Annotated in this window: 9 protein-coding genes and 1 tRNA gene; 5 read left to right on the top strand and 5 right to left on the bottom strand. The window is 61.8% G+C overall.

What is annotated here, in order from left to right; genetic code table 11:
* Window positions 1–67: 67 nt before the first annotated feature.
* The 3 genes from ACFSCU_RS17325 (at window position 68) to ACFSCU_RS17315 (ending at window position 3160) form a co-directional block, all read left to right on the top strand.
* Window positions 68–1207, top strand: coding sequence for an aromatic ring-hydroxylating oxygenase subunit alpha (locus ACFSCU_RS17325; protein ID WP_333708243.1), 1140 nt, complete (start codon window positions 68–70; stop codon window positions 1205–1207).
* A gap of 206 nt (window positions 1208–1413) precedes the next feature.
* Window positions 1414–2301: a DMT family transporter gene (locus ACFSCU_RS17320; protein ID WP_180549641.1), complete on the top strand. Its 888-nt coding sequence runs from the start codon at window positions 1414–1416 to the stop codon at window positions 2299–2301.
* Between the two features lies 1 nt (window position 2302).
* Window positions 2303–3160 carry a sulfurtransferase gene (locus tag ACFSCU_RS17315; protein WP_377561253.1) on the top strand — a complete coding sequence of 286 codons (858 nt, stop codon included), beginning with the start codon at window positions 2303–2305 and terminating at the stop codon, window positions 3158–3160.
* Between the two features lie 339 nt (window positions 3161–3499).
* Here the strand turns inward: ACFSCU_RS17315 and ACFSCU_RS17310 are convergent, their stop codons facing one another.
* Window positions 3500–4411, bottom strand: a complete 912-nt coding sequence (locus ACFSCU_RS17310; protein WP_180549642.1) for a dienelactone hydrolase family protein — start codon at window positions 4409–4411, stop codon at window positions 3500–3502.
* A gap of 141 nt (window positions 4412–4552) precedes the next feature.
* On the opposite strand from ACFSCU_RS17310, the gene ACFSCU_RS17305 reads away from it, so the two are divergent.
* Both ACFSCU_RS17305 and ACFSCU_RS17300 read left to right on the top strand, forming a co-directional pair.
* Window positions 4553–4628 (top strand) — tRNA-Thr (locus tag ACFSCU_RS17305).
* Window positions 4629–5064: 436 nt separating this feature from the next.
* Window positions 5065–5256, top strand: a complete 192-nt coding sequence (locus ACFSCU_RS17300; protein ID WP_307776770.1) for a hypothetical protein — start codon at window positions 5065–5067, stop codon at window positions 5254–5256.
* Between the two features lie 462 nt (window positions 5257–5718).
* Here ACFSCU_RS17300 and ACFSCU_RS17295 read toward each other — a convergent pair whose 3' ends face one another.
* The 4 genes from ACFSCU_RS17295 to ACFSCU_RS17280 form a co-directional block, all read right to left on the bottom strand.
* On the bottom strand, window positions 5719–5862 hold the full coding sequence (locus ACFSCU_RS17295; protein WP_180549643.1) for a hypothetical protein: 144 nt from the start codon (window positions 5860–5862) through the stop codon (window positions 5719–5721).
* Window positions 5863–5927: 65 nt separating this feature from the next.
* A complete protein-coding gene (locus ACFSCU_RS17290) occupies window positions 5928–8030 on the bottom strand; it encodes a 3'-5' exonuclease (RefSeq protein WP_377561252.1) in 2103 nt (700 codons plus the stop codon).
* A 2-nt stretch (window positions 8031–8032) separates the two neighbouring features.
* A complete protein-coding gene (locus ACFSCU_RS17285) occupies window positions 8033–9424 on the bottom strand; it encodes a hypothetical protein (RefSeq protein ID WP_377561251.1) in 1392 nt (463 codons plus the stop codon).
* Between the two features lie 452 nt (window positions 9425–9876).
* Window positions 9877–12906, bottom strand: coding sequence for an SNF2-related protein (locus tag ACFSCU_RS17280; protein WP_377561250.1), 3030 nt, complete (start codon window positions 12904–12906; stop codon window positions 9877–9879).
* Between the last annotated feature and the right edge of the window lie 32 nt (window positions 12907–12938).

Genomic DNA, 12938 nt, shown 5'->3' with positions numbered 1-12938 from the left:
ATATCCTCGGATGCCAAAGCGCTTACTTCCTGCCCCTTCATAGGGGGAGTCTTTGGATCGGAACACCATGTCTGATTTGAGTCTTCAATTACAGCAGGCGGCAAGTCAACTTCCCGTCACCTCCTATTTCGACCAGGCGCTGTTCGAGCGCGAAAAGCGGCTCATCTTCGAGTCCGGTCCGCGCTACGTCGGGCACCAGCTCGCCGTGCCCAACCCTGGTGATTACTTCGCCCTGCCGCAAGAGGCCGAGGGCCGCGCGCTGGCGCGCAACCCGCAGGGCGGCATCGAGCTGATCTCCAACGTCTGCCGCCACCGCCAGGCCGTGATGCTGAAGGGCCGCGGCTCGCTGCAGACCGAGGCCAAGGGCCATGCCGGCGGCAACATCGTGTGCCCGCTGCACCGCTGGACCTATTCGCCCCAGGGCGAACTGCTGGGCGCGCCGCACTTCAAGCACGACCCCTGCCTGAACCTCCACAACTACAAGCTGCGCGAGTGGAACGGCCTGCTGTTCGAGGACAACGGCCGCGACATCGCCGCCGACCTGGCCGGCATGGGCGTGGCGAAGGACCTGTCGTTCGAGGGCTTCGCGCTCGACCACGTCGAGATGCACGAGTGCAACTACAACTGGAAGACCTTCATCGAGGTCTATCTGGAGGACTACCACGTCGGCCCCTTCCACCCCGGCCTGGGCAACTTCGTCACCTGCGACGACCTGCAGTGGCAGTTCGGCAGCGAGTATTCGGTGCAGACCGTGGGCGTGGCCCCCACCTTCGCCAAGCCCGGCTCCGACGTGTACAGGAAGTGGCACGAGGTGCTGCTGAACTACCAGGGCGGCGAGCAGCCCACGCGCGGCGCCATCTGGCTGACCTACTACCCGCACATCATGGTCGAGTGGTATCCGCACGTGCTCACCGTCAGCACGCTGCACCCGATCAGCGTCGACAAGACGCTGAACATGGTCGAGTTCTACTACCCCGAGGAAATCGTCGCCTTCGAGCGCGAGTTCGTCGAGGCACAGCGCGCTGCCTACATGGAGACCGCCATCGAGGACGACGAGATCGCCGAGCGCATGGACGCCGGCCGCAAGGCGCTGATGCTGCGCGGCGACAACGAGGTCGGCCCGTACCAGAGCCCGATGGAGGACGGCATGCAGCACTTCCATGAGTGGTACCGAAAAAAAATCGGTGCCACCCCCCTGAGCGCCTGACGGCGCTTCCCCCTCTGCTGCGCGAGGGGGGACATCGCCAGTGGGCGGGCCAAGCCCTTCCACGGCGATCACTGGCATGGCCTGCTCCGCGGCCTTTGGAATACTAGACAGCGCCGGTTGACACAACAACCGGCGCTTTTGTTTTTGTAGCTCTCCGCGCTTACCTGACGGGCGCCATAGCCCGATTTGATTCATAATCGCCGCCCATGCAAGCCGCCTGGATGATCGCCGCCTCGCTGTTCTTCGCGCTGATGAGCGTGTGCATCAAGTACGCCTCGCCCTACTTCGGCCCGCTGGAGATCGTCTGCTACCGCGGCGCCATCGGCATGGTTTTCCTGTGGATCATGATGCGCTCGCGCCAGGTCAGCCTGCGCACCACGGTGCCCATGATGCACGTGTGGCGCAACGTGGTCGGCGTGTCGGCGCTGGTGTGCTGGTTCTACGCCATCGCCCACCTGCCGCTGGCCACGGCCATGACGCTGAACTACATGAGTGGCGTGTGGGTGGCCGCCTTCCTGATCGGCGGCACGCTGCTGCTGGGCCGCATCGCCGACATCCGCCGCCAGGGGCCACTGGTGCTGGCCGTGATGGCGGGCTTTGCCGGCGTCATCATGATGCTGCGCCCCACGCTGGAACAGAATCAGCTGTTCGCCGGCCTGATCGGGCTGATGTCGGGCCTGATGTCGGCGCTGGCCTACATCCAGGTCGCCGCGCTCGGCCGCGTGGGCGAGCCGGAGGCGCGCACCGTGTTCTATTTTTCGCTCGGCGCCACGCTGGCCGGCGGCATCGGCATGCTGTTCTTCGAGATGCACCCGCTGAACACCGTGCAGGCACTGTGGCTGCTGCCCATCGGCATCCTGGCGGCGCTGGGGCAGTTGTCGATGACGCGCGCTTACACCCGCGGCGCCACCATGGTGGTGGCCAACCTGCAGTATTCGGGCATCATCTTCGCGGCGCTATTCGGGCTGCTGCTGTTCGGCGACCGGATGCCGCTGATCGGCTGGGCCGGCATGGCCACCATCATCGCCAGCGGCATGACCGCCACCTTCCTGCGCGCCCGTGCATTGCCCAACCCGCCCGCTGAATCGCACTGACATGCACTACACCCATCTGATTTCCGTCGACGAGCTGAAAGCCCTGCACGCCAGCGACGCGCCGCTGCTGGTGTTCGACTGCAGTTCGGAACTGGGCAACCCCGACAAGGCCGACGCCATGTTCGCCGAGAAGCACATCGCCGGGGCCGTGCAGGCGCACCTGGAACGCGACCTGAGCGCGCACGACCCGGCCAACGCTGTCAACGGCGGGCGCCATCCGCTACCAAAACGAGAGCTGTTTGCGCAGACCCTGCAAGCGCTGGGCTTCGACAACGCCATGCAGGCCGTGGTGTACGACCGCAACGGCGCCAACTACTGCGGCCGCCTGTGGTGGATGCTGAAGTGGGCCGGCCACGACGCCGTGGCCGTGCTCGACGGCGGCCTGCAGGCCTGGGAGGCGGCGGGCGCGGTCGAATCCGGCCCCCCGCCCCGGCGCGCACGCGGCCAGTTCTCCCTGAAGCCCGCCCTGCGCCGCCTGGTGCACACCGACGAGGTGCTGCAACAGCTGGGTCGCCCCACGCAGACACTGATCGACGCCCGCGGCGCGGCGCGCTACCGCGGCGAGACCGAGACGCTCGATCCGGTGGCCGGCCACATCCCCGGTGCGCTGAACCGCCCCTTCACCGACAACCTGGGCGCCGACGGCCGCTTCAAGCCGCGCGAGCAGCTCCAGGCCGAGTTCGATGCGCTGCTGGCCGGGCGCGACGCCGTTGGCGTGGTGCACCACTGCGGCAGCGGCGTCAGCGCCGTGCCCAACGTGCTGGCCATGGAACTGGCCGGCTACCCGCCCGCCGCGCTGTACGGCGGCAGCTGGAGCGAATGGAGCCGCACGCCGGGGCTGCCGATGGCGCAGGGTTGAGGGATCAGGCTCTACGTATTTGATAGCTGGCTGCGCTCGTCATTAAACAATTTCAGAATTGAATGATGTTGAAATCGCCTGTTTATCAGCGCAAGCAGCTATCATTTTGTTTGATCAGCAACAAGTCTCAGACCGTGTTGTGGGAGCGGGCTTGCCCGCGATGAGGCGCCTCGTCGCCACGAACGCCTGATCGCGGGCAAGCCCGTTCCCACACAGCGGATGAGATCCGCGCGTCATCCGAGACTTCTTGGTAATCAAGCATTTTTGACAAACGCCAGAAAGAAAAGCCGCCCCTTCGGGCGGCTTTTCCTGTCCAGTTGCTGCAGCCTGGCCTTACGCTTACCCCACACCGTGCTGCTTGAACCACGCCAGCGCGCGCTTCCAGCCATCCTCGGCCGCTTCCTTGCGGAAGCTCGGGCGGTAGTCGGCATGGAAGGCGTGCGGCGCGTCGGGGTACACCACGAACTCCGACGCCTTGGCCGCCGCATTGCCCTTGGCACCCGCCTCCGCCAGCGCCGCCTTCATCCTCTCCACCGTGTCCAGCGGAATGCCCGTGTCGGCCGCGCCGTACAGGCCCAGCACCGGCCCCTTCAGCTGCGCCGCCAGTTCCACCGGGTGCTTCGGCGTCAGCGCCGTGCTGTCGCCCACCAGGCGCCCGTACCAGGCCACACCGGCCTTCACCTTCGGGTTGTGCGCCGTGTACAGCCAAGTCTGGCGCCCGCCCCAGCAGAAGCCGGTCACGCCCAGCTTGTCGGCATTGCCGCCGTGGGCCGCGACCCAGGCCACCGTGGCGTCCAGGTCGCCCAGCACCTGCGCATCGGGCACCTTTGAGATCACCTCGCTCATCAGCTTGGCCATCTCGCCATAGCTCTGCGCATCGCCCTGGCGCACGAACAGCTCGGGCGCGATGGCCAGATAGCCCGCCTTGGCAAAGCGCCGCGCCGTGTCGGCGATGTACTCGTGCACGCCGAAGATCTCCGACAGCACCAGCACCACCGGCAGCCCCGTCTTGCCCGCCGGCTGCGCGCGGTAGGCGGGCATCTTGAAGCCGGCCACGTCGATCGTCACCTCGCCCGCCGTCAGCCCCTCGGCCGAGGTCTTGATGGCCGTCTGCGCCATGATCGGCAGCGTCGCCGCGGCATAGCCCGCGCCCAGGCCCAGCTTGAGCGCGGTGCGGCGCGTGGGCGCCAGCGGCTTGGCCGGCACATCGAGCAGCGCCTGGGTGTCGAGAATGTGGTCGGACTTCAGCATCTGATAGCTCTCCTGTGTATGTGGGGATCGGGACAACCAGTCTAGAGGCGTTTGCGGATTCCTGCCCATGCCTGATCGAATCGAGGCCCTGCATCATCCACGATCCCGGTCAGTCGCGCTATAATCTTTGGTTCCAATTTCGCCGACTTAGCTCAGTTGGTAGAGCAACGCACTCGTAACGCGTAGGTCGCCAGTTCGATCCCGGCAGTCGGCACCACATTGAAGTCCGCACAGGTTCACACCCGTGCGGACTTTTTCTTTTTCGATGCGGCAACTCGGGCGCAAATGCGTCGTCGCCAGAAAGACAAAGGGCCCGGAAATGATCCGAGCCCTTGAATGTGGTGGTGGGATGGTAGCCGGTCCCAAACCGCGTTGAATGGACCCGAAATCGGGGTCTCGGCAAGTAGCGGATTGCTGCGGATTCCAGTGAAAAGTGGACCTTGACAGCCCACTTTCGGGGCATTTCTGCAGTTTTCACCGGCGCACGGTCGACCACTGCAGGGGCGTCAACTTTGCGAGGGACGGGCCCGGTTCAATTCCCATTTGCGGAATCGAACCCGCGTCCGTCAGATCGCTACCTTCCACTCCCGCAACTGGCCGACGGTTTGTGTCAGCCCCTGCTTGAGCAACGTATCCACCCGCTGATGCGCCGGATGCACAAACCCGAACCCAACTTGCCACCCGATGCGCAGGACAAGCGGTCGGTGATCCCCATCGATGCGGGTGACGTCGAGCAGTGGCTGCGCGGCACGGTGGACGAGGCACAGAGCCTGCTGCGGCTCGCACCCGTGGAAACCTTCGATGCGGGGCCCGTCTCGGCGGCGTCTCAGTCCTTGCTGCTGTAGCAGTCTCAAACTACAACCGACCGTCTCCAAACCCTTGTCTCGCAAGGAAGTCGCCCTCGGAGCACTCCACGGACGCCAGAGAAAAACAGAGAAGAGAGAGTCGTCAGAGAGCCTAGCGCCGCGAACCGGCCACGCCCGCGTCCGAAGGGCGATGCCCCGAAACGCAGCAAACACGCGGGGAACGGCCAAGAAAAAACCCCAACCGAGAACGGTTGGGGCTTCAATATTGGTGGGCGACCATCTACTGAATGATCTGCGCTTACGCGCATGAAATCTACGAATTCTCCGATTAGGTTTTTATTTTTTCCCCCGTTTGTTCCCCCGGACAGACAGGGAAGCGAGAAGAGTTCGTGAAGGTTGTCAACTCACCATCCCAGCGAACTGATCGGACAACTGGATGCTCTCCGCTACCGCCTCAAACCAACCGTTCCCAGCCAATTCAAGCCCTGGAGCGCCAGGCACCTACTGCGCGCCGCCCCGCAACCCCTCGTACAACCCCGCCGGCCCCAGCAGCACGTTCTTGATCCCGGCCCTCACCCACTCCGAATCCAGCGCCTGTCTGCTCATGATCTGATGCCGCTCGAAGGCTTCGATGATGGCGCGCATCCTCTTCAGATTCAGTCCGTCCTTAGCCCGTCCGAATACCCTCAAAAATCTCTGATCGGCAGTTGTCAGTCGGTCAAGTCCGCCAAGAACTCCGAGGCCGGATTCACGCCGGAAACGTGCAGAAATTCTCTCGCACGCGTGCAGGCCACATAAAGAAGATGGCGCTCGGTCGCGTAAACCTCGTCCAGATCGCTTTCGTCGCTCACGCACTCGATGCGTGACTGCAGGGGGATCACCTCGTCGTCACAGGCCATCACGGCGACGGCACGGAATTCCAGCCCCTTGGCGAAGTGCATGGTGGCTACGGATGCCTTGCCGATGACCGACTGCACTCTCTCGTCCAGGATCACGAAAGGCACGTCGGCGTGTTGCAGAGCTTCTCGGGCACGCTCCAACTCGGCCTCGCTGCGGACGAACACGCCGATCTCGTGCGCAGCCAATCCGGCATCGACCTGACTTCTGATCCAGTCGCCCACGACCTTGCTTTCGTCCTCCGGGGTCTTGAATTCCTGGACCGTGGGCGATGGACCGTTGAAGACAGACACTGTGCCCTTGCGAGATTCGCTATTGCCATCCACATCGGCGATTTCAGTACCGAGAAGCCGATCGGCCTGCGCACGGATCTGATGCGAGGTCCGGTAGTTCACCATCAAGGAACGCGAGCGTCCACGCACGTCCACGCCGAGTGATTTCCAAGAGAAAGCCGTCTGGAAGATCCGCTGGCCGAGATCGCCCGCAAAGAACAGGGCGTTCGGGCGCCCGCCGCCGACAGCGGCCAAAAACTTCAGCTGCGCTACCGACACATCCTGCGCCTCATCCAGCACCACATGCTCGAACGGCGGATGCTTGCGTTTGGGCACTTCTATGGCCAGCCGCGTGAACACCCCCGCCAACGAGACCAAGCCGTCGGCTTGCAGCTCCTGCCGAACCGCATCAAACACCGACCACAGCAATTGCCGCTGCCCTTCTGACAGCCGAGTCTTACGGCCCAGCCTCACAACGTCGCGATACTCCTCCCAGGTCTGCAACTGCCACGCATCAACGACCTGGTGCCACTCGCCGAACAGAAAGGATTCGCCAAAACGCGAGCCAGACACTTTCGCCGCGTGCTTGGCGAGTCGTGCCCGCACATCGCTGGCCGTAGCGAGCCGAGCCTTGCCAAAGCTGACCTCATAGAGGCGCAGGCCCACGGCGTCAAGTGCCGCCACCTCGATGCGTTCACCCAAGCGCGGTTCGGAACTGATGAGAAGCCGAAGCCTGGTTCGCAGCGCGGTCGCCAGACCTTCCGAAAATGTGGTCAGCAGCACCCGTGCGTCGGCATTGACGCGCGCCAGGTGCGCAGCACGGTGCAACGCTACGATGGTCTTGCCGGTGCCCGCAGAGCCGGATACGCGCGCAGGACCGTTGTAGTCACGCTCCACGAACTGGCGCTGATCCGGGTGCAGGAAAATCGTCCACTTCTCCCACGGATACTCGAAGGCGCGCTCCAGTTCCTCCACGTTCGCCACCACGCGAAAGCGTCGCAGGGCATCGGGGTGCTCGAAGGGATCGGCATTGGGCTGCACCACCACCGGCGCAGCCTTGGGCGTGCCACCCGTAGCCAGTTCCAGCAAGGCTTCGCCTGCTTCCGCGGGCAGGTGCTCGACCAGATCGAGCAGCGAGTCTTCGTCTGCCTTGCGCACATCCTCCAGCCATTCCACTGGCACGCCGAAGCCCAGCAGCAACTGTTCTGCCGTCTGTGCGAACAGCAAGGGCTTCGGTGTGGGTGAGGCGGATGCTGGCACGCGCACCGATGGCACCGGCTCGTCCACGTATTTGGGGACGCGGATTTCTTCCACACGCTCGCGCACTTCCACGAACTGTGCTGCGCCGGTAGTGGGATGCACTTCCAGCTTGCGCCGTTCCGCCCACGCATAGGCCTTGTCGTGGTGATCCACGTAGCAGAGCAGCAGACTGCTCGCAGATTTGTGGACGATTAGACGGATGTCGGAGCCCGCCCGCACCGACCAAAATCGAGTGTCCTTGGCGCGGTCGAGCTTGTGGAAGCTCATCCCCGGATGGGCCGGATTGAGTTGCAAGTCGAATGCAGTGGTCTTGACGACCTTCTGCTCGTCACCGGTCAACCGTGCGAGACTGTCAGTGAACGTGTCGGCAATGCGGAAGTTCATCGTTAACACGCATCCTTGCTTACATAGTTGTCACGCCATGCTCCACTTGGCGTTTCTCGCAACTTGGGCAGGGGGAGGGCTTTGCGAAGATTGCCAATATCGACTCTGCTCAAGCCGTACGCGACAGAGAGGCGATCGAAATCTTCCGTCGTTATGCCTTCCGCATCGAGATCCTCGGGGACGCCTAAATGCCACGCCTCCGCCCGCAGCCAGGACAGCCCCGGAACGGACGCAAGAGACTTCTCCAATTCAAGGTAGAACTTCATTCGCCCACCCCCTCCACACAGGAAGAACGGTATGTCCGTCAGGGCTGATTGGTCCAAAAGCCCGTTTCTCCAAGCGCGCCAGAACGCCCTGCCTTGCACTTGGGCCAGCACATTGGAGCTGTAGAACCCCTCATCGGGAGTCTTCGAATCTTTCGGGAACTGGATCGCGATTCCGCTGAAATAATCTCGGAAGCTCTCAGGCACGGCCCGCTGCTGATCGGTGGCGAACTTCGCATCCTTGAGCGGTTCCGTCAAAGCGGCGTCCGCTCGACTCTGGTCGAGAGCAGTGCTCCACCAATTCACTCGATGTCGATGAAGGTTGCTGACCCCGTTCGGCTCAACCACCGAGGTAAAGAACTCGAAGTCCCATTTGCCTCCTCGCGAAGGCTTTACATGGAATAGGGACGCATCGATCGTCCCCGCGCCGATGTCGGCCATCAGAAAGATGTTTCGGGCATTGACGTCAAAACTGGTCGAAACCACGAAGCCGTAAATCTGTGCGGCGATCTCGGGCAACGCAATCACCTCTGCATCATCTTCATCAGTCGGTTCCCCCGTTGCGCGATCCAGCGCCGCTTGCACCGAGGCGAGACCCACGTCGCCAGCGGCGTTGGCACACGCCCACGCGGCGGAACCGATGCGCTGAAACAGTCTTGCGGTCTTCGGCGAATCGAGGTGATGGGCGGCTGGCAACCCGATGGCGAGCTTCCAGAAGAGTTGCGTGCTTCGGTAGAGCCCGCCACGAGTGCTAAGCAACCATCCGCGCGAGCGTCGGATGATGAGTGCTAGAAAAGCCACGGCACGACATTGCAGTGCAACTTGGTCTGGATCGGAGAGCAAGGAGAGCTTCAAGTCTCTGTGACACTCCGCGCCGTCCGTGAGTGAAAACCGCTCTCCAGTTTGGTACAGCCTAGAAGGAAGCAGATACTGCTCGATCCCTGTACCAGACCCCAGCGGCACAGCGAATGCTTGGCCCAGTTCATGGTCCCCAATGACCACCTTGACGCACGAGGTGCCGAAATCCAATCCCATCGTGACCTCATGCTGGTCCTCGACCTTGCCATGATGCGCTTGAGTAACGATACCGGAGAGCTCAAAGTCGTCTGACTGCACCGACGCGACGGGCATAGCTGGCCCAAGGTTGAATCTTGCATTGGCAGCGATGGAAAGCCTAATGGTCTGATCTGGCGGTTTCGGCGGTGAATTTTGCGCAGCAGGCCTACTCCGTGTCTGGGCTGATCGTAAACCCGCCTGCCCTGAGCGAGTGGGACCCCGGAGATGCGAGACTAGGCGCCCGTTCTTGGAATCGCTACGTGCCGGCCGTTCTGGTGGGACACCACCCATCGTCTCTCGTCGATTGTTGCTCCTCGTGTGATCAGGGTGAGAGTGAATAGGTTGTGCGTTGGCTCTCGATGCGCTGACGTCAGTAGGAGGCGGCCCCTGCGCAGCGCGACGAGTTGAGTCATCTGCACTTCGGTTCGCCAGGGCGCGATCAGGGCTGGATGCGCCCTTACGATCTGCTTCCTGTTGCGCCTTGATGAACGCCTCCCTTATTGATCGCGCCACCTTTGTCCCCTTCTTCAAACAACTTTGATAACACCCGCCGATACCAGGCTGCTCTGCTCGGTTGCCTTCGCCTTGAGTTCAAGCAAGGCGATGCGCTCCTCGATACGTTGCCGCTCATTGGCCTTGCGCTTTTCTTCCGCAGGCCGCATCCGCAGCTTCTTGGGATCGGCTGAGTGGGTATAGGCACGAATTCTCGCGTCGTACTTTTCCATCTTGTCGTCAAGGTGCTTTCTCAATGCACTGACGTTGAAGCGAATTCGATCCGCATCTTCGCGACGCGTGGACTCAACGAACTCTTTAAACTCCCGTTCAAGAATCTCGCGGCATTCGTCCTGAAGGTTGGCCGTTCTCGCTGTGTCGAGTTCTCCTGTCGCTCCCAGCCATTCCCGGCCTTGCAACGCGCCGACGTTGACGAGACGCTCCGCTGCACTGCCTTCGACAACCCGGCCGGTGTGCAACGATTTTGCAACGTACTCAAGCCGCTCCAGTTCGCGCGAACCTGACACAGACCAACGCATGACTGTGTAGACATAGATGTCAGGCGGCTGGCCTGCATCGGCACTGGATTCAAGCTGCACTGCTGCGACGGGGAGATACCTGGGGTCGCCGCCTGTCGCTTTGATGCGTTCGCTGACAAAGCGAACGAGTGGATGGTCCTGACTGACAATTTCCAAGCTGGATTTGGGTCCGCCAACCTTGTTGTCGAACCTAAGCAGCGGCGGCTTGGACGACAACAATGCGGTCCGCGATTGCAGGCGATGAGCCTGCAAAAAATCTCCAAATGCCTGCTTGGCGTCTATCGACAACTCTGCGGTTTGAACAAGCGGCTCACCGGCGGCGGCAATGAGTCGAGTGCCTTCGAACTCATGCTTCAGGAAATCGCGCACATAGGCCAGTAGATCGTCACCGCGAATGTAGCGACCCAGTTCGTTCGCCGCCCTGACTTTGTTGGTGATGAACTCGCCGTGCGCGATCAGGTTTGACGCCTCCTCCTCAAGCTTAAGCTCTTGCTGCGTCCGGGTTTCAATCGCAACAGCGGCTCGATCGACTCGATCGCGCTCTTCGGCTGCCGTTAACCTATGCGATAGCAGTTCGTAACCCAGCTTGCGAATCTCCTCTCCGAGTACGGCCTCCATGCTGCCGAGTGCATTTCGGAATGTGTCCAGGCGCTGCATCAAGCGAGACTGGACGCGCTCGTCAATGGTGTCCGCATAGACCATGTTCCAAATCAGTATTCGTTCGGCTTGTTGCCCGATCCGGTCAATGCGACCAATACGCTGCTCGATCTTTGCGGGATTCCACGGCAGGTCGTAGTTGATGAGCAGACTTGAAAACTGGAGGTCTACGCCTTCAGAGGCCACCTCCGTGGACAACAAGATGTTGGCGCCATCGGGTTTCTCGAACCGCGCCAGTGCATCGTGCTTGTCCATCCCCCCATGGAGCACGATCGAGGTGATGCCGTCATCCTTTAGACGCTCTGCCAAGTAGTACAGCGTTTGCTTGTAAAAAGTGAACAGGACGACCTTGCGGCCCGGGTACTCCTTCCAATACTTGCTCAGCCGTTTCGTTAGCTCGCGATACTTCGAATCGTGTCTGGAGAGTTCCGCGGAATCGCCGACTGCGGCACTGATCTTCGCCAACTCACGCAGCAGCACACCGTCCTTTTTGGTCTCACGATCGGCGAAGAACTCGTCCGCGTCCAGCTCGTATGCTGTTTCGGCCAAGCCCTCCCGATCGGACTCGCCGGTCAGCTTGCTGCGCCAGCCTGCACAGGCAGCAGCCATCGAACTAGCCATCTGGCGTTGAGGGATGGTGAGCATGAAACCTTCAGAGATTTCGAGGTTTTCACAGAACTCCCGGACTTTGTCCGTGACCAGCGTGTAGAACCTGGCCTCCACAGGCGCCATCGTCGCCTTTACAACCTCAGCGTATCGCTCCACCCTGTGCTCGTTGACGTCGCGTTTGAGTGTGCGGGTGATGATCTTGCTGAGCGGATTGATCCGATCCAGCCTGTCCGCGATCTCCGCGCGTCCCCGCGCGCTGGCCAGCACGGCGTCGCTTGGTGGGTTTTCCTGCAGGTAGGCGAGCTGCTCGTTATCGTCGAGATGGCCAGCACCGAGGGCCTCCTCGACCGCAGCGAGAAACTCCGCCTGACTAACGACAGAGTTCAGAACCCTGTCTCGCAGCCTGACCATCGGTACGTTGGCTTCCAGCGTCCACTCAAAAGTCCATTCAAAGGGGAATGACTCCTTGTCGAGCAGGTGCAGAAGATTGAATAGATCGCGGTTATGTAACTGGATCGGTGTGGCAGACAACATCACCATGTTCTGCGCAGCCGATCTGAGGAACTCGCCCAGCCGATGGGTCTTCGTTTCCCTGTTGCGCAGGTAGTGCGCTTCGTCGATGATGACCAAGTCCAGCGGTGCATCGTCAAAATCAGCGTCGTCGAGAAACCGCGCTAGCTTCGCTGCGCCGGATTGTGGCGCATCGTCGGTCTCGTCCCAGTCCCGTGGTGGACGGATGCCCTGCAAGCTGGCAATCAGTGCGAACTCTTCGTGTGGGTCCCGAACCGCCTTCTCAAGACGCGCGAGGAGCTCTCCGGCGTTGACGATCTCGGCGCGCACGCCAAAGCGTTCGTTCAGTTCGTGACGCCATTTCTCGCAGAGCATGGCAGGACACGCCACCAGCAGGCGTCGTGCGTCCTGACGAGCTCGAAGTTCGGTCCAAATAAGCCCAGCTTCGATGGTCTTGCCCAAGCCAACTTCGTCGGCGATCAGGATGCCGTTGCTCGGGGAGTCCAGAAACTGGAGCACAGGCTTGAATTGATACGCGAGAAACTGCGTATTGGTGGAGTTGAGGCTGTAGATCAGGTTGGCCAGCTTCCCACTCAACCTGTAGTAGGTGATGGCACCCCGCAGATCGTGGACGCGGCCAAACCGACCGTGCAAGATCATCTCGTAGGGTCCTTGCGGCGTCCTATCGACCTTCTCCAGTGCGCCGGGAAGAAAGAAATCCTCGCTTCCGTCGAAGAAGTTGACAAGCACTCTCCGCCGTGACGCGGGGCCATCCGATTCGT

The organism is Ottowia beijingensis (assembly GCF_042680925.1).
In the GTDB taxonomy this organism is placed as follows: domain Bacteria; phylum Pseudomonadota; class Gammaproteobacteria; order Burkholderiales; family Burkholderiaceae_C; genus Ottowia; species Ottowia beijingensis.
Note: the sequence above shows the minus strand (reverse complement) of the source record. Positions and strands in the feature narration are given on the sequence as shown.